Here is a 16,229-nt window from a genome sequence, read left to right as displayed (position 1 = left end):
ATGGCAATCACCACCAAAGACCTGCAGCGCCTGTTTGTCCTGATCGCCGAGGATATTGCGGCGCATCGCGACCATCTCTGCGAGCTGGACGGCGCCATCGGCGACGGCGATCACGGCCTTGCCATGGACGCGGGCTGCGATGCGGCGGCCAGGGCGGTCGGCGCGCTCGACCCCGCGAAGACTGCGCCGACAGCCGCCTTAAACGCGGCGGCGAAAGCGTTCCTGAATGCGGTCGGCGCGTCATCCGGCCCGCTCTATGCCACAGCCTTCATGCGCGCCGGAGCCGCCGTCAAGGACAAGTCCGACCTCAGCGACGAGGAATTCGTGCACGCATTTGCGGCGATGGCTGAGGGCATCCGGGATCGCGGCAAGGCGGAACCGGGCGAAAAGACCATGGTCGATGCCTGGAAGCCCGCGGCCGACGCGGCGTCTGATGCCTGGGCAGCGGGAGCCTCCCTCTTCCAATGCTTCGATCTGGCAGAGCGAGCTGCGCGCCAGGGCTGCGAAGCGACGAGGGATATGGTGGCCGCCAAGGGCCGCGCGTCGCGGCTGGGGGACCGCGTGATCGGGCACATCGATCCCGGCGCGGCATCGGCCGCCATCTTTATCGCCGCGATTGCAAAATTCGCTCAGCATGATGGTTAGCTCATCATACCAGTTGACATGTAAATGATTACCTGCGACAAGGGGCCCGGCTTTACAAGAGGAGGACGGTAATGCTGACCCTTTCCGCGAAATTGAAGACTGCGAGCATCGTCGCGATCGCCATGGCGTCTTTCGCCGCGACGCCGGTTCTTGCCGAAGACATCACGCTCTGGACCCTCAACTTCGACAATAATGCCGCCAATACGGCGCTGAAGAAGGTTGCTTCGGATTTCGAAGCGACAAACCCCGGAACGCACGTCGAGATCGTTCAGCGCGCCGTCGACGAGCACAAGACGGCGCTGCGCGTCGCTGCCGGCTCCGACAAGGGGCCTGACATCTATTTCAGCTGGGCGGGTCTCGGCCTCGGCGGCGAATATGTGAAGGCCGGCCTCTCCCTGCCCCTCGACAAGTATTACACCGAATATAAGTGGACCGACGAACTGCTGCCGTCGGCAGCCGCTTTCGCCGATCTCTATCCCGGCGGCAAGCACGGCGTTCCCTTCACCTTCAAGGGCGAAGCCGTCTATTACAACAAGAAGCTCTTCGAGCAGGCAGGCATCACCGAAGAGCCGAAGACCTATGACGAGCTTCTCGCCACGGCCGAGAAGCTGAAGACCGCCGGCATTCCCGCCTTCACCTTCGGCGGCACGGTCAACTGGCACGTCATGCGCCTGATGGACGTCATTCTCGAAACCAAGTGCGGCGCCGAAAAGCACGATGCGCTGAAGGCGATGACGCTCGACTGGACCAAGGAGCCCTGCGCGACCGACTCCTTCGCGGAATTCGCCAAATGGACCAAGGACTACACGCTGCAGCCCTTCATGGGCATCGACAACAAACAGTCCTACAGCCTCTTCACCGCGGGCCGGGCGGCGATGATGCTCGAAGGCGACTGGCTGGTCAGCCAGCTCAACGGCTCGGGCGCCAATCTCGACGATTACGGCATCTTCCCCTTCCCCACCAATACCGAGCGCCTCTACGGCTTCGCCGAGTACAATTACATCAGCACCAAGAGCAAGAACCCCGACATCGCCGCGAAATTCCTCGACTACTTCCTGTCGACGAAGGTGCAGCAGGATCTGCTCGGCCAGCTGAGCTCGACCTCCGTCAACAAGAACGTGCAATATGCCAATCAGAAGCCGCTCGAAGCGGAATGGCTGGGCATCTTCCAGAAGTATGGCAAGGTCTACATGAACGGCGACCAGGCCTTCCCGCTCGATGTGACGACGGAATATTTCCGCGTCATCAATGACGTCGCTTCCGGCAACACCGAGCCGGCCGAGGCGGCCAAGCAGCTGCAGAGCTTCATCGCCGGCAGAAGCTGATTCCTCCCAAGCGCCAGTCGGTCGAGCCTCGATCGGCTGGCACATTCTCTCAGGAGCTGGCGGCGGCTTGCATTGCCAGGAGGAAAGCATGTCACTTCGACAATCGACACATGATCCGCGCATGCAAGCGCTCATTCTGCTCGTGCCGGCGCTGGCGATCTATGCAGTCTTCGCGCTCTACCCGATGATCAATGTCGTGATCCTGAGCTTTCAGAAATGGAACGGGCTCGATCCGAACCGGCAATTCGTCGGCATTGCCAACTATTCGGCGATCTTTACCCGCGATCCGGTCTTCTGGGTGGCTTTCCGCAACACGGTGATCTGGACCGTGATGAGCCTGCTCTTCCCGCCAATGGTCGGGCTGCTCCTGGCGCTCAGCCTCAACCAGAAGATCTTCGGCCGCAACGGCCTGCGCGCCATCTTCTACCTGCCGGTCATCATCGCGCCGATTGCCGTCGCCACCATGTGGAAGTGGATGTACGATCCATTCTTCGGCCTGTTCGCCCAGCTCTTGACCTCCTGGGGCATGCAGGGCTGGATCAAGGACTGGCTTGGGAATAAGGATATCGCTCTCTATTCCGTCTTCGTCGCCTATCTCTGGCAGACGGTCGGCTTTTCGATGGTGCTGTTCCTGGCGGGCCTGCAGAACGTTTCCCAGACGCTGGTCGAAGCGGCGCGCATCGATGGCGCCGGCCGCTGGGCGGTATTCAAGCACGTGACGCTGCCGGCCCTGCGCCCGACGATCACCATCGTTCTCGTTCTTTCGATCATCTCGTCGCTGAAGGCCTTCGACATCGTCTATGGCCTCACCGGCGGCGGCCCGGCCCAGTCCACCCAAATGCTGGCGCTCTGGGCCTTCACGCAGGCCATGCAGATCTTCGATTTCGGCCGGGGCGCGGCCATCTCCGTCGTGCTGCTGATGATCACCATGGCCGTCGTCATTCCCTATCTCAGATGGACCCAGAAGCACGAGGAGGTGGAATCGTGACGGCAGTATCGAGCGACCACACCGCCGTGCACCTCGAAGTGCGGCCGTCGTCGATGAAGCGCGATCCCGTTCGGATCGGTCTCTGGATCGCCCTCGTCCTCGTCGCCCTCGTCTGGGTAGCACCCTTCGTCTTTATCGTCTTCACCTCGCTGAAGACGCCGGCGGCGGTGACGAGCACCGGCGCCTTCATGCCGCCGGCCGAGCTCGCCTTCGAAAACTACAGCGCTGCCTGGAGCCGCGGCAACTTCGCCAACTCCTTCTTCAACAGCGTCATCATCACCGTCATCAAGGTGCCGCTCGGCCTGTTCCTGTCGGCGATGGCCGCCTATGCGCTTGCCAAGATCAGGCTGAAGGCCACCAAGGCCCTGCTGCTGCTCGTCGTCTTCGGCACGATGATCCCCTTCCAGGTGATGCTTGCGCCGCTCTTCACGCTCGTCAATTCCTTCGGCCTGATCGATACCTATCCCGGCGTCATCCTTCCCTATATCGCCTTCGGCGTTCCCTATCAGGTTTTCATCCTGCACGGCTTCTTCAGGAGCATTCCGAAGGAGCTTTCGGAAGCGGCGCTGATCGACGGGGCAAGCCACTTCACCATCTTCCGCCGGATCTTCCTGCCGGTGTGCCTGCCCGTGCTCGCCGCACTGCTCATCCTCGATTTCGTCTCCACCTGGAACGAATTCGCCATGGCGCTGGTGCTGCTGCAGGATCAGCACATGTGGACGCTGCCGCTCGGGCTCATGTCCTTCCAGGGGCAGTTTTCCAGCAATTACGGCCAGCTCAATGCCGCGATCGTCATGACCGTGCTGCCGGCGACGCTCGTCTATCTCATGTTCCAGCGCTACTTCGTCTCCGGCCTCACCTCCGGCGCCGTCAAGGGCTGATCGCGAAATCATTTTACGAGGAGAGACAGAATGTCCGATGCAACAGTCGAAAAATGGGGTGTGTTCGAGGCCTCCTTCGAAGGGCCTGCCGGCGGCAATCCCTATCTCGACGTGGCATTCGATGCCGTCTTCACCCATAAGAGCCGCGAGGTCCGTGTGCCGGGCTTCTATGACGGCAACGGCACCTACCGTATCCGCTTCATGCCCGATACAGAAGGCGAGTGGTCGTTCAGGACGCGCTCCAGGACGGCAGCCCTCGACGGCAAGAGCGGCGCATTGACGGCGACCGCACCTTCGCCAGGCAATCACGGCCCGGTGCGCGTGCGCAATAAATTCCACTTCGCCTATGCCGACGGCACGCCGTTCCTCTCTTTCGGAACGACCTGCTATGCCTGGACGCACCAGCCGCTCGACATGCAGAAGCAGACGCTGGCGACGCTTGAGAAGGCGCGCTTCAACAAGCTGCGCATGGGCGTTTTCCCGAAGGATTATCCCTACAACGTCAACGAGCCGCTGCATGCCTGCTTCGAACGCGGAGCGGACGGGAAGGAAGACTTCGACCGTCCGAACCCGGCCGCATTCCAGCACTTCGAAAAGCAGGTTTCAGCACTCTGCGACCTCGGCATCGAGGCCGATATCATCATCTTCCACCCCTATGACCGCTGGGGCTATGCCGACATGTCTGCGGAGCAGGATTTCCGCTATGTCGAATATCTCGCCGCCCGCCTTGCCGCCTATCGGAACGTCTGGTGGTCGCTCGCCAATGAATATGACTTCCTGATCGACACGAAGCCGATGGAGCAATGGGACCGCTACTTCCACATCCTGGAAGAGAACGACCCCTACCAGCACCTGCGTTCCATCCACAATGGCGATGTGACGGCCAATTTCGATCATCGCAAGCCGTGGGTGACGCATAGCTGCATTCAGAACCCCGACGTCAAGCGGACTCAGGAATGGCGCAATGCCTATGGCAAGCCCGTCGTCAACGACGAGCCGGAATATGAGGGCGACATCCTGCAGTCCTGGGGCAATCTCCACGCCCAGGAACTCGTGAACCGCTTCTGGATCACCATGGCGCGCGGCGGTTATGCCGGCCATGGCGAGACCTATTCCCATCCCGAGGACCTGATCTGGTGGGCGAAGGGCGGCGAGCTGCGCGGCGAAGCATGGAAGCGCATCGGCTTCCTGCGCGACCTGCTGGAAGCCGACGTCAAGCACGGGCTCGAACCGATGGGCGTCATCGGCGAATGGCCCTGGTCGCGCGTGTCGGGCGCGCGTGACGGCGACGGCGATTTCCGGCTGATCTATTTCGGTGAGCATCAGCCGGTGATCTGGTCCACCGGCCTGCCGGTCGACGGCGACGATTACGATGTCGATATCATCGACACCTGGGAGATGACGATCACGCCGGCCGAAAAGGTGGCGGCACCAGTTCCGCATCCGACGCGCCATGGCTCGGTGGTGCGCGGCGGCAAACCGGATGCGGCATTTGGCGTCAAGATCCCGCGCAAGCCGCACCAGGCACTGCGCGTCCGCAGGAAGCGCTGAAGGAGAAGTTCATGTCTGGCTTGAGCATCAGAAACGTCAAGAAGTCCTTCGGCCCGGTCGATATCATTCACGGCGTCGACGTCGAGATCGCCGATGGCGAATTCACCATTCTCGTCGGCCCCTCCGGCTGCGGCAAATCGACCTTGCTGCGCATGATCGCCGGGCTCGAAGACATCAGCGACGGCGAGATCAGCATCGACGGGCGGGTGGTGAACAATCTCCAGCCCAAGGACCGCGACATCGCGATGGTCTTCCAGAACTACGCGCTCTATCCGCAGATGACTGTCTCCCAGAATATGGGCTTCGCGCTGGAACTCGCCGGCGCCAAACGCCCTGAGATCGACAGGAAGGTGGGCGAGGCTGCGGCCATTCTCGGCCTGCAGCCGCTGCTCGACCGTAGGCCGGCCCAGCTTTCCGGCGGCCAGCGGCAGCGCGTCGCCATGGGCCGCGCCATCGTGCGAGATCCGAAGGTCTTCCTCTTCGATGAGCCGCTCTCCAACCTCGACGCTAAGCTGCGCGTCAAGATGCGCGCCGAGATCAAGGCGCTGCACCAGCGGCTGAAGACCACGATCGTCTACGTCACCCACGACCAGATCGAAGCCATGACCATGGCCGACAAGATCGTCGTGCTACATGGCGGCCGCGTGGAGCAGATCGGCAGCCCACTCGAGCTGTATGATCGCCCCCGGAACGTATTCGTCGCAGGCTTTCTTGGATCCCCAGCCATGAACTTCCTGGAGGGAACCTTGCGAAACTCTGGCAGTCCCGCGCTGACCCTCGCAGGCGGCTCGCGGATAGACCTCTCGCACGCTCCGGGTGCCTCGGCGGGCAGGCCGCTGGTGCTCGGAATTCGTCCGGAGGACATCGCTCTCGGCGGTGAAGACGGCGTGGACGCGATTGTGAGGGTGGTCGAACCAACAGGTTCAGAGACGCATGTTGCCGTGGAGGTAGAGGGCAAGGAGGTAACTTGGGTAGTCCGTGAACGCGTCGAGCTCGCTCCAGAGCAGCGCGTAAAACTGTCCTTCAGTAGCCCAAAGGTTCATTTTTTCGACCAGCAGACTCAACAGCGCCTCGAAGCGTAACATGCCAGCGAGGATTCTACGGTAGTATCTAAGATCTTCTTCCGCTCAGGGTGTCGGCTCAGCTACAGCGTCCGGGTTCATTGCATGTAAGATAGCTACCAGAACTGACTGTCGCTAAAAGTCGATGCCCCTGCTCTTGAAAAGATGCGAACCCTCGGACATCAATTTAAGGCCGACAATCCGCATACCTAACTCTCGGGGAGCGTTGGGCGATTCAATCCAAAGGTCTCCATCTACGAAACAACGATAGGCGCTAGCCCAGCGCTTCGACCACGTTGAGTAACACCCGGGCACCTGAAATCATATGCGCGTCAGTTACGAACTCCGCCTCGTTATGGCTGATGCCATGGCGACAAGGAACAAAGATCATGGCTGTTGGAGCTACGCGGTTTATGAACAGCGCATCGTGAAAAGCACCGGAAACCATTTGGCGGCTCTTGAGACCGAGAGCTTTGCAGGCCTTCTCAATTGCCCCTGTAATGGCTGGTGAAAAGCGGCCTGGCGCCATGTTGACGCGCTGGCTGACGCTAACGTCACAGTCCCAGCGGGCGCCAGCGGCCTCGCATTCCTTTCGCACATGCTGGTCCATCGCAGCAAGGATAGCGGCGTCCGGATGGCGGATATCGACGGTGAAGGTAACAGAACGGGGGATAACGTTGATGGAACCTGGCTCGGCAGTAATGCGGCCAACCGTCAGCCGTGCCTCGGGGTCCGCAGGCATGACCGCCGATTGAAGGCTTGCGATTGCGGCGGCTGCCGCACCCATGGGGTCCTTGCGGAATTCAAGCGGCGTCGTGCCGGCATGCGCGGCCACACCGGAGAAGACAACTTCAAGCCATTTCGTGCCCTGCACCGCCGTGACGACACCGATGGGCACGTCCTCCTGCTCGAGGATCGGGCCCTGTTCGATATGCAGTTCGACAAAGGCGGAAATAGCATGGCCTGTTGGTCGCAACGCAGCTTCAGGCAGTGCTGCGAGCGTTGCCGCCAGCTCATCGGCCAGCTGCGGGCCGTCCGTCGCATGTATTGGCTCCCAGTCCGCCATAGTTCCTACCCCCGCAAAGGCCATGGATCCCATGCAACCCGGCGAATAGCGGCTACCTTCCTCATTGGTGAAGGCGACGACTTCGACGGCACGGTCGGTTTCGATGCCGGCGTCGCTCAGCGCTTCGAGCACCTCGAAAGCACTGAGCGTGCCGAGAGCGCCATCGAAACGGCCACCAGTCGGCTGGCTGTCGAGGTGGCTGCCGATGAGGATTGGTGGCAGGGAAGCATCCCGGCCCTCCCGTCGAATGAACAGATTGGCGATATCATCCTGGAAGACGGTGAAGCCGCGGGCAAGCGCTCGCTCAGCGAGCAACCGGCGCGCCGCACGGTCTTCGATGCTCAAAGCCTGCCTGTTGACACCACCGGCAAGCGTCGCGCCGATCGCTGCGAAATCGGCGACAGACGCGAGCAGGCGCGCGGCGTTGACATCCGGCTTCCGGGTCATCGGCCAAGGCCTGTAATGAACCGCTTGACCCGCTCGAGCTCAACCGCATTCCACCAGACGCCATCGTATTTAAGGGCGCTTGCTATGATCACGCCGTCCGCGACGGACAGAATATCGTTGGCATTATCATGCGTGACGCCGCTGCCCACCAGTGTAGGCAGCGACGCCGCCTCCTTGATCATGCTGATATAACCGAGATCGGCGGCGTGGCCGGTGCGCTGGCCGGTGGCGATGACGACATCGGCATCGAAGAAGACGAGATCCTTGACCTGTTCTTCGACCGGCCGATCCGCCACGATGGCATGCGCCCCATGCTTGACGTGGGCATCGGCAAAGATGCGGACGCCACGGGCGCGAAGATGGGCACGGTAGCGCATGGCGCGTGCCGATTCTCCCTCCACAAACCCCTCGTTCGCAATATAGGCATTGGCCCACTGGTTGACGCGAATGAAGGATGCTGACGAGGCAGACGCGATGGCAAGCGCCGGGATCGCCGCATTGGCGAGCACATTGATGCCGATCGGGCGACCGAGCTCGCGGCGGATGCGATCCGCGACAACGGCCATATGCGCTGATGTCTCGGGGCCGATATCATCAGGCTTGGCAAACGGAACATCGCCGTGGTTCTCGACGATGACAGCGTCGCAGCCGCCCGAAAGGTAGGCGCGTGCATCTGAAAGACCGCGCTCGTAGATCGTCTCGACGCCTTCATCGTCATAGCGTGGCGCCCCCGGCAATGGCATCAGATGCACCACACCGATCACCGGCTTGTCGCGCCCGAAAAGCGTCCTCAGTGTGTCTTTGTCCTGCCGTCCGATAGGGTTGCTCATGGCGATCACACGTTTTCCAGTTTCAATGTCTTTGTAAGGGCGGCTAGCTCTGCCGAGGTGGGGAAAGAGGCGAGCGTACCGGCACGGCCGACCGCGGTACCCGCCGCCCGTGTTGCAAGTCTCGCAGCATCGGCAAGCGTCGCACGCTGCGCAAGAAGTCCGGCCAACGTTCCGGCAAAGCAATCCCCGGCGCCGCTGGCATCCACGGCTTCGCGTTTTTCGGCCGGGATGTGGAGCCGGGAAGAGGCGTCCAGAACGAGGGCGCCCTCCGAACCGAGCGTTACGATGACGGTGGTTGCGCCCCTCACGCGCAGGCGGTCGGCAGCGCGGTCAGCAGAGGTTTCGCCGGTCAAGGCTTCGGCCTCCGGTCGATTGATGATCAGCAGTGACACCGCCGAAAGATCCGGCGCATCGGAAGCAAGCGGGCTCGGATTGAGAACGGTGAAAAGCCCGGCCCTCCGCGCTGCCTCCAAGCACTGCACCGTTACATCGGCGCCAAGATTGCCCTGCATCAGCAACATGTCTCCGGCGCTCCAGGTCGATGCGAGCGGGCACATCGTCAGCGGATTGAACGCCTCGGCGCAGGCGGCGGCGGTAATGATGACATTCTCGCCATACCGATCGATCAGGATCACCGAGCGGTCGCTGGGCAGGTCCAGACGCGAGAGGCGCAGGTCGGAAATCTCCGAGGAAAGCAGGCTTTCCATCCCGTCGCCGGCCGCGTCCCGTCCCAGAGGCGCCCAGAGCGTGACCGACGCCCCTGTCCGGGCGGCAGCGACGGCCTGGTTTGCCCCCTTGCCGCCGAGGCCTTCGCCGGCAGCCGTTGCGTTCAGTGTTTCGCCCGGCTGCGGCAGCCGCTCCAGGCGAAAGCTCGCATCGACGCAGACATTGCCGACGACATGGATGGTCATGGCTCCAAGACCTTCCGTTCAGTCCGTTGCCCAGGCGAGCATCTGCTCGAACAGGGTCTTGTAGCCCGGCCAGGCGATGAATTCCGGCGGCAGCCAGTGCGGGCCGACATCCGACGTCCAGACGAGCGTACGGCCTTCGCCGTAGGTCCCCGTGACGAGCAGCGGCAACGAACCATATTCCGAGGAAACGGTCATGAGCTGGTTTGCCCCTTCCTTCAGCGTCACTTCGTTGAAGCCAAGCAGATAAGGGAACTCGCCGGAAATGCCCGAAAGGATCGGATGCGAAGCATCGCCCGAAACAACCGGCGTAAAGCCCTCCGGCACCTCGACACGATCATCGACGGGAAGGCAGGCCACCGGCAGCACTTCTTCGACCGCGGTATTGCGGAAGCGCGCGCCGCCATTGATGCCCTGGAACGAATAATAGCCACCGAACATCAGGAGCGCACCGCCCTGGGCAACGTAGTCGCGCAGCAATTTCAGGCGGTTGGGCGTCCGGCGCGAGTGGACCCAGGTATCGGGATGCAGAAGCAGCGTGTTGGCGCCGATATCCGAAAGCACGACGGCATCATAGGCCTGAAGGCCTTCGAGCGTGCTCGGAAACTCCTTCTGCGCCTCGTGCGCCGGCATGAAGGTAACGTCGAAGGGGCTATCCTTCAGGGCCTTCAGCAATTCGTCCGCGCCGGTGTGGTAGGTCACGGTCGGGAACTGGTCGAAACCCTTGATGTGGGTGGCAGTCGATACCCAGGATTCGCCGGCGAGCAGCACTTTTTTCTTGGTCATGGAAACTCCTTGAACGATGGGCCAGCGCTTAGGCGATGGCGGAAAAGACGGATTTCGGGTTGTCGATCAGCATGCGGTCGATGGCCGCCTGATCGACACCGTGGCGCTTCAGCCGGGGCAGGAAGTGCTTGAGGATGTAGCCGTAGCCAAATCCGCCGTAGCGAGTCAGCATGATCTTCAGGAACACATCCTGCGACAGCAGCAGCCGGTCGCCGAAACCTTTTTCGACGAGGGTGGCAATGGCGCGGGCATTCTCCTCATCGGAGGGTGACTGTGCGTTCTGATCGGCATAGTAATAATCCATGCCGATCATGTCGTATTCCAGGAAGGCGCCGCGCCGTGCCAGCGCCATCTGGTAGTCGAGATCGTCGTGGCTGGGGTTCATGTGGCAAAGAACGGTATGGCGCAGATCGGCTCCCTCCTCCTCCACCAGATCGAGCACGCGATGCGCCAGACGCTCCCAGCCCGGCAGATGGATGGAGAGCGGCAGGCCGGTGATGCGCGACGCCCGCGCCGAAGCACGAAGCGACTTCTCCTCCTCGGCGGTGAAATTCCGGCTGACGCCAACCTCACCGATAATGCCGGCCATGATCTCGGGCTGCGTCTCGCCGCCACCGACATCATCGACGATGAACTGCGTCACCGCATCGACGTCCATGGCTTTCAGCCAGTCGGGATGGGTGTGCTCCAGATAGAAGCCGGTGCCCATGATGATCCGCAGCCCCGACATGCGCGCGATGCGGGCAAGTCCTGCCGCATCACGACCGATGCCGAAATTGGTCGTTTCGACCACGGTACAGCCGCCGAGCGCCTGAAACCGCTTGAGCTCCCCAAGCGCCAGATCCCCGTCGTCGAGCGAGACATTGTCCCGGTTCATATAGGGGTTCATGCGCAACTCGCCGATGATTTCGATCGAGACCTTCTGTTCGGCGATTGCCTTTTCGTTCGGATGGCAGGGGCAGATCCAGCTGGTCGCGCCATCAAGGAAGATGTGCTCGTGCATCAGCGTTACGCCGAGATCCTCCACCGGCACGGGGCCGGTGACGGTCATGGCGGCGCCGGAATTCACCCCGATGGGATGGCGCGCTTTCGGCGCGTCCTTGAAGAGATCATCGAGCATTTTTCAGCGCCCCTTTGCGCCGCCGCGGAACAGGCGGAAATTCAGCCAGATCGCGACGAGGATAATGAAGCCGGTGACGATCGGTGTGAAGAAGGGCGAGAGGTGCGAGAGGATAAGGCCGTTTGCGAGCACCGCGACGGTGAGCGCACCGAGCACCGTCCCCACGAGAGAGCCGCGTCCGCCGAAGAGGCTGGTGCCACCAAGTACGACGGCTGCGATGACATCGAGCTCGAAGCCCTGTCCCGCATTCGAGGAGCCGGAACCGAGACGGGCGGAGAGGATGACGCCAGCGGCGGCCGCCGCCGTACCCGAGAGCACATAGACCCAGAGGATGACCCGGCGCGTGTTGACGCCTGCCCGCCGTGTCGCCTCGGCATTGGCGCCGACGCCCGTGACGTAACGACCGAAATGGGTTTCGTTGAATGCGATGTAGGCGACGGCGAGGATGACGATGGCGATCAGCGCTGGAGCGGGAATGCCGAACACCCAGGCGCGGCCAAGCGCCACGAAAGGGCTGGTCGGCTCGATCGGGATCGAATAGCCGCCGGTGATCAGCAGCGCAAAACCACGGATCACGGAAAGACCGGCAAGCGTGACGATGAAGGCGGGGATACGCTCATAGGCGATGAAGTAGCCCTGAATAACACCCACAAGGCCGCCGAGAAGCAGCATCAGCAGGATAGCCAGCGGCCAGGGAACACCAGCCTGAAGGGCCGCCGCCGAAAGCGTGGCCGTCAAGGCGAGAACAGAGCCGACCGAAAGATCGATGCCGCCCGTCGTGATCACGAAGGTCATGGCGGCTGCAACGATGAGCAGCGGGGCGGACTGCCGGATGACGTTGAGAAGGTTTGGCGCGGTCAGGAAGGCATCGGTCGTCACCGCAAAGAACAGGCAACAGACGACGAAGAACAGCGCGATCGACATGACGCCGCCATTGGCCACGACCTTGTCGAGGATCGTTGCCTCGCGCATGCGGGGCGGATGGCTGGCATAGGCGTTGGGTTCGGAACTCATGCGGAGACGCCCTTTTCCCGGTTATGGCCTGCGGACCGGGCGGCAAATTTTCGCCCGACGATGAGATTGACGACGTCCTCGATATTGGTGTCCTCGATCCGGCGTTCGGCGACATTTCGGCCCTCGTACATGACCTGAATGCGGTCGCAGACGAGGAACAGATCCTGCAGACGGTGCGTGATCAGGATGACGGACACGCCGCGTTGCGAGACGGTGCGGATGAGTTCGAGCACCGCCTCCACCTCGGCGACGGCGAGTGCCGCGGTCGGCTCGTCCATGATGAGCACAGACGGATTGAAGGATGCGGCGCGACCGATGGCGATGGACTGGCGCTGGCCACCCGAAAGGTTTTCCACCTTCATGCGCGTATCGGGAATGACGATGCCGAGATTGGAGAGCATGTCGCGCGCCCGCTCGTGCATCAGTTTCTTGTCGAGCATCGGCACGCCGGCTATCCGTCGTTTCGGCTCGCGACCAAGGAAGAGATTGCCGGCGACATCGATCGTGTCGCAGAGCGCCAGGTCCTGGTAGACCATCTCGATACGAGCTGCGCGCGCATCCGCCGGGGAGGTGAAGGCAACCTCCCTGCCATCGATCTCGATGGTGCCGGCATCGGGGATCACCGCGCCGGAGAGAACCTTGCTGATGGTAGACTTGCCCGCGCCGTTGTCACCCACCAGACCGAGAACTTCCCCGGGCTTCAGGTCGAGTGAGGCGTTGTCGAGCGATTGCAGAGCGCCGTAGCGCTTGGAAATGCCGGTCATGCGGACGCGGCTGACTTGCGTGTCGGTCATATTCAATGCCCTTGCAGGAAATCCGGCCGCCCAGCCTGATCGTCAGGCCGGGCGGCGGCGGCAGTTCGGCTTACTTGAACATTTCGCGATACTGATCGACGTTCGCCTTGGTGACGATGGTGACCGGCACGTTGATGATCGGCTCGATCTTTTCACCCTTCTTGACCTTGACGAGCGCCTCGACCGCGGCCTTGCCCTCACCGGCAGGATCCTGCTGGATCACTGCCGTCACGAAGCCCTGGTCGATGCCATCGATGGCGGATTTCGTCAGATCCCAGCCGAAGACCTTGATGCTATCACCGCGGCCCTGGCTGGCAACGGCGGATACCGCGCCGAGCAGCGCCGGCTCGCCGGTCGCGTAGAGTGCCGTCATGTCGGGATTGGCGGTCATCAGGTTTTCAGCGGCCGACAGCGCAACGTCCTGCACGTTCTGGCCGTCAACGGTATTCAAGAACTCAACCTTCTGGCCGCCCTTACCCACGGCTGCCTTGAAGCCATCAAGGCGCTGGTTCTGGATGAAGGAGTTGAGCGCGCCGACGACGCCGACTTTTGCAGCACCACCCATGTCGCTCTTCACATAATCGGAGAAGAACTTGCCGATCTCGGCGCCAGCTGCGGTGTTGTCGACACCGACGAAGGCGATGTTGTCGCCTTCCGGAATCTGCGCATCGATGGCGATGACCGGAATGCCGGCATTCTTAGCAGCAGTGATGGCCGGCTTTACGCCGTTGACATCGATGGCAACCAGAATGATGCCGTCGACCTTCTGCGTGATGTAGGTTTCGATCGCATCGTTCTGCGCCGCGGGCACATTGTTGGCGTTGAAGATCACGAGATCGGCGCCTGCAGCCTTGGCTGCGGCGTTGGCACCGTCATTGATCTGGTTGAAGAACAGTGCCTGCTGGTTGATGGTGACGAGCGCGAATGTATCGGCAAAGGCGCTGGAAACGGCCATGGAAAGCGTCATGGCTGCAGCTGCAGCGCAGCCGAGAAGATATTTGGTCCGACCCATTTTAGGTTCCCCTTGTTAGAAGCCGCTGGCGGCAACAGAATTTACAGGGGGCATTATTCAAGTGACTTGAATTCTTGTCAAGTCACTTGAATGCAAGCAATCACAAAAGTTAAATCGTAACTTTTCCTGAGTAAAATCAGAATGTTGCCGGGGTATTTACCCAGAAAATCGAGGCACGCTGATTTCCGACATTGCGATACCAATGGGCCAGTTCGGAATTGAAAACGAAACTGTCTCCGGCGGCCAGACGAAAGGTCTTATCGCCGATCATCAGTTCGATCTCGCCGACGAGAACGTAGCCCACTTCCTCGCCGACATGCTGGATCGGCCCGGCGCTCTCGCCGCCCACATCGATATGGTGAATGTTGCACTGGAGCAGATGGCCCTGTGAATAGGGAATGATGCGCTCCAGCGATATGCCCTCGCCGCGCCGCAGCGGATCGAGCGAGATCAGCGGTCGCGTGCCAGCGCGAAATACCACCCCCTCATCGGCATCCGTCTCCTCGAACATCCAGCCGATATTGGAATCCAGCGCCTGCACCAGCCGGTGCAGCATGGGCAACGAGGGCGAAGCTTTGCCGTTTTCGATCTTGGACAGCAGGCTTTCTGAACAATCCGCAGCCAGCGCCAGTGCCTTCAACGTCAAGCCGCGCGTCTGCCGCGCAAGCTTGAGGCGTGCACCAAGCCGCACCGGATTCGATTGGACCTTGTCCTCTCGGTTGCTTTCGGACGGCAAAGGCGGCTTGACCATATTCATGTTAGAAGCATCGCATTGATCGGTGCCACAATCATAAATCCTTCAGGCAAGCGCTGTCCAGTTAGGATGCTTTAGGCGTAGAACGTTAGGCCTGCTTGCGTGGAGCAAGGCTATCAAACAAAAGTGACGACAATGCTTGGGCCAGACGGCGTGAACATGCTGCCGACCGGGATTTCTGATTATAATGTCGACTAATCGGAATGTCCCTTTTTTGTTAGTACATGTATAGACATTATTGTTGAACGGTGGTTCTATCCCGCAAAAACAAGGGGATCATCATGGCCAATACGATGTTCGATCTGGCAGGAAGAGTGGCAGTTGTGACTGGAGCGAGCCGCGGCATGGGCCAATGATTGCGCTGGCGCTTGCCGAAGCGGGTGCCGTTATTTGCGTACGGCGCGATCAAGTTTCGCTAATCGAAACTAAAGCGAGTATCGAAGCCCTTGGCAGGACCCGTATCACGGGCGCCCAGGATGTGACAAATATTTCGTCCATCGACGAAACGCTAAGCAAGTTCGAAAACATCGCTGGCGCTGTCGATATCCTTGTCGATAATGCCGGGTACGAACAGGTATCTCCCTCGCTCGAGATCGATGAGCAAATTGGGACAAGATCATCGGCACCAACCTCAGGGGCGCGTTTTCTGGTCGCAAGGCGCAGCGCGGCGGATGTCAAGGCAGCGCTTGCTCATACGCATAGCCGGAAGAAGCGGTAGTAGATGGACAGGAGTACGGGAACATAACCTCGGCACATTGCACAGAATGGCTTTGCGGCATTGCAATAATGAATAACGCACTGCAATATAGCTGTCACAAACCTGTGCAGTTAAGGTTCCGTTCGATGAGGATTTGTATCTATAAGTCGGAAAGAGCACCTGAGCTTACCCTCCTGCTGCGAGAAGGATTGCCTCTCCCGCTCGATACCAAGGTAGACAAATGGACCAAAATTAAGGTGGTCACCGATAGAGAAATGAGAGCAGACCTTTTGATTCAGATTGGTGGCGTCGGATATGCGTTAGTCCGGCTTGGCGCGATCAGACAACAT

17 protein-coding genes are annotated in these 16,229 nt (G+C 60.9%); 8 read left to right on the top strand and 9 right to left on the bottom strand.

Annotation, left to right across the window (positions count from 1 at the left end; all coding sequences use genetic code 11):
• The 6 genes from dhaL (at window position 1) to ACQ7C1_RS25390 (ending at window position 6,472) form a co-directional block, all read left to right on the top strand.
• Window positions 1-645, top strand: a complete 645-nt coding sequence (gene dhaL / locus ACQ7C1_RS25415) for a dihydroxyacetone kinase subunit DhaL (protein ID WP_430960269.1) — start codon at window positions 1-3, stop codon at window positions 643-645.
• Between the two features lie 71 nt (window positions 646-716).
• The gene (locus ACQ7C1_RS25410) at window positions 717-1,970 is read left to right on the top strand and encodes an ABC transporter substrate-binding protein (RefSeq protein WP_430960268.1); all 1,254 of its coding nucleotides are present in this window, start codon (window positions 717-719) and stop codon (window positions 1,968-1,970) included.
• 88 nt (window positions 1,971-2,058) lie between these two features.
• Window positions 2,059-2,958, top strand: coding sequence for a carbohydrate ABC transporter permease (locus ACQ7C1_RS25405; RefSeq protein ID WP_430960267.1), 900 nt, complete (start codon window positions 2,059-2,061; stop codon window positions 2,956-2,958).
• A 53-nt stretch (window positions 2,959-3,011) separates the two neighbouring features.
• The gene (locus tag ACQ7C1_RS25400) at window positions 3,012-3,839 is read left to right on the top strand and encodes a carbohydrate ABC transporter permease (RefSeq protein ID WP_430960324.1); all 828 of its coding nucleotides are present in this window, start codon (window positions 3,012-3,014) and stop codon (window positions 3,837-3,839) included.
• Between the two features lie 30 nt (window positions 3,840-3,869).
• A complete protein-coding gene (locus ACQ7C1_RS25395; protein WP_430960266.1) occupies window positions 3,870-5,390 on the top strand; it encodes a DUF5060 domain-containing protein in 1,521 nt (506 codons plus the stop codon).
• An 11-nt stretch (window positions 5,391-5,401) separates the two neighbouring features.
• Window positions 5,402-6,472 carry an ABC transporter ATP-binding protein gene (locus ACQ7C1_RS25390; protein ID WP_430960265.1) on the top strand — a complete coding sequence of 357 codons (1,071 nt, stop codon included), beginning with the start codon at window positions 5,402-5,404 and terminating at the stop codon, window positions 6,470-6,472.
• Between the two features lie 253 nt (window positions 6,473-6,725).
• Here the strand turns inward: ACQ7C1_RS25390 and ACQ7C1_RS25385 are convergent, their stop codons facing one another.
• The 9 genes from ACQ7C1_RS25385 to ACQ7C1_RS25345 form a co-directional block, all read right to left on the bottom strand.
• Window positions 6,726-7,964, bottom strand: coding sequence for a Zn-dependent hydrolase (locus tag ACQ7C1_RS25385; protein WP_430960264.1), 1,239 nt, complete (start codon window positions 7,962-7,964; stop codon window positions 6,726-6,728).
• Entirely contained in the window at window positions 7,961-8,794 is an 834-nt protein-coding gene (locus ACQ7C1_RS25380; RefSeq protein ID WP_221140754.1) for a BtpA/SgcQ family protein, read from the bottom strand. Before ACQ7C1_RS25380 ends, ACQ7C1_RS25385 begins: the two co-directional genes overlap by 4 nt.
• Window positions 8,795-8,799: 5 nt before the next feature.
• Window positions 8,800-9,705 (bottom strand): ribokinase, encoded by a 906-nt coding sequence (locus ACQ7C1_RS25375; protein WP_430960263.1) that lies wholly within the window; start codon window positions 9,703-9,705, stop codon window positions 8,800-8,802.
• 18 nt (window positions 9,706-9,723) lie between these two features.
• Window positions 9,724-10,488 carry a glutamine amidotransferase gene (locus ACQ7C1_RS25370; protein WP_430960262.1) on the bottom strand — a complete coding sequence of 255 codons (765 nt, stop codon included), beginning with the start codon at window positions 10,486-10,488 and terminating at the stop codon, window positions 9,724-9,726.
• A 28-nt stretch (window positions 10,489-10,516) separates the two neighbouring features.
• A complete protein-coding gene (locus tag ACQ7C1_RS25365) occupies window positions 10,517-11,608 on the bottom strand; it encodes a phosphotriesterase family protein (RefSeq protein ID WP_430960261.1) in 1,092 nt (363 codons plus the stop codon).
• Between the two features lie 3 nt (window positions 11,609-11,611).
• The gene (locus ACQ7C1_RS25360; protein WP_221157344.1) at window positions 11,612-12,622 is read right to left on the bottom strand and encodes an ABC transporter permease; all 1,011 of its coding nucleotides are present in this window, start codon (window positions 12,620-12,622) and stop codon (window positions 11,612-11,614) included.
• On the bottom strand, window positions 12,619-13,416 hold the full coding sequence (locus ACQ7C1_RS25355; protein ID WP_097600231.1) for an ATP-binding cassette domain-containing protein: 798 nt from the start codon (window positions 13,414-13,416) through the stop codon (window positions 12,619-12,621). The genes ACQ7C1_RS25360 and ACQ7C1_RS25355 overlap by 4 nt, the downstream gene beginning before the upstream one ends.
• A gap of 70 nt (window positions 13,417-13,486) precedes the next feature.
• The gene (locus ACQ7C1_RS25350; protein ID WP_183704906.1) at window positions 13,487-14,428 is read right to left on the bottom strand and encodes an ABC transporter substrate-binding protein; all 942 of its coding nucleotides are present in this window, start codon (window positions 14,426-14,428) and stop codon (window positions 13,487-13,489) included.
• A gap of 136 nt (window positions 14,429-14,564) precedes the next feature.
• The gene (locus tag ACQ7C1_RS25345; protein ID WP_097600263.1) at window positions 14,565-15,179 is read right to left on the bottom strand and encodes a cupin domain-containing protein; all 615 of its coding nucleotides are present in this window, start codon (window positions 15,177-15,179) and stop codon (window positions 14,565-14,567) included.
• A 355-nt stretch (window positions 15,180-15,534) separates the two neighbouring features.
• Here ACQ7C1_RS25345 and ACQ7C1_RS25340 point away from each other — a divergent pair, with 355 nt between their 5' ends.
• A complete protein-coding gene (locus ACQ7C1_RS25340) occupies window positions 15,535-15,900 on the top strand; it encodes an SDR family NAD(P)-dependent oxidoreductase (RefSeq protein ID WP_430960260.1) in 366 nt (121 codons plus the stop codon).
• A gap of 68 nt (window positions 15,901-15,968) precedes the next feature.
• On the top strand, window positions 15,969-16,229 hold a 261-nt coding region (locus ACQ7C1_RS25335), incomplete at its 3' end, for a hypothetical protein (RefSeq protein WP_430960259.1).

This window comes from Rhizobium sp. Nf11,1, assembly GCF_050587665.1.
Lineage (GTDB): Bacteria > Pseudomonadota > Alphaproteobacteria > Rhizobiales > Rhizobiaceae > Rhizobium.
The sequence above is the reverse complement of the archived record's forward strand: the minus strand, read 5'-3'. Positions and strand labels throughout refer to the sequence as shown.

Excerpts from the sequence above, each read along its gene's own strand:
- ACQ7C1_RS25410 (WP_430960268.1), top strand. The coding sequence starts at position 717 with ATGCTGACCCTTTCCGCGAAATTGAAGACTGCGAGCATCGTCGCGATC.
- ACQ7C1_RS25385 (WP_430960264.1), bottom strand. The coding sequence starts at position 7,964 with ATGACCCGGAAGCCGGATGTCAACGCCGCGCGCCTGCTCGCGTCTGTC.
- ACQ7C1_RS25355 (WP_097600231.1), bottom strand. The coding sequence starts at position 13,416 with ATGACCGACACGCAAGTCAGCCGCGTCCGCATGACCGGCATTTCCAAG.
- ACQ7C1_RS25370 (WP_430960262.1), bottom strand. The coding sequence starts at position 10,488 with ATGACCAAGAAAAAAGTGCTGCTCGCCGGCGAATCCTGGGTATCGACT.
- ACQ7C1_RS25360 (WP_221157344.1), bottom strand. The coding sequence starts at position 12,622 with ATGAGTTCCGAACCCAACGCCTATGCCAGCCATCCGCCCCGCATGCGC.
- ACQ7C1_RS25350 (WP_183704906.1), bottom strand. The coding sequence starts at position 14,428 with ATGGGTCGGACCAAATATCTTCTCGGCTGCGCTGCAGCTGCAGCCATG.
- ACQ7C1_RS25405 (WP_430960267.1), top strand. The coding sequence starts at position 2,059 with ATGTCACTTCGACAATCGACACATGATCCGCGCATGCAAGCGCTCATT.
- ACQ7C1_RS25400 (WP_430960324.1), top strand. The coding sequence starts at position 3,012 with ATGAAGCGCGATCCCGTTCGGATCGGTCTCTGGATCGCCCTCGTCCTC.
- dhaL (WP_430960269.1), top strand. The coding sequence starts at position 1 with ATGGCAATCACCACCAAAGACCTGCAGCGCCTGTTTGTCCTGATCGCC.
- ACQ7C1_RS25340 (WP_430960260.1), top strand. The coding sequence starts at position 15,535 with ATGATTGCGCTGGCGCTTGCCGAAGCGGGTGCCGTTATTTGCGTACGG.
- ACQ7C1_RS25395 (WP_430960266.1), top strand. The coding sequence starts at position 3,870 with ATGTCCGATGCAACAGTCGAAAAATGGGGTGTGTTCGAGGCCTCCTTC.
- ACQ7C1_RS25390 (WP_430960265.1), top strand. The coding sequence starts at position 5,402 with ATGTCTGGCTTGAGCATCAGAAACGTCAAGAAGTCCTTCGGCCCGGTC.
- ACQ7C1_RS25380 (WP_221140754.1), bottom strand. The coding sequence starts at position 8,794 with ATGAGCAACCCTATCGGACGGCAGGACAAAGACACACTGAGGACGCTT.
- ACQ7C1_RS25375 (WP_430960263.1), bottom strand. The coding sequence starts at position 9,705 with ATGACCATCCATGTCGTCGGCAATGTCTGCGTCGATGCGAGCTTTCGC.
- ACQ7C1_RS25345 (WP_097600263.1), bottom strand. The coding sequence starts at position 15,179 with ATGGTCAAGCCGCCTTTGCCGTCCGAAAGCAACCGAGAGGACAAGGTC.
- ACQ7C1_RS25365 (WP_430960261.1), bottom strand. The coding sequence starts at position 11,608 with ATGCTCGATGATCTCTTCAAGGACGCGCCGAAAGCGCGCCATCCCATC.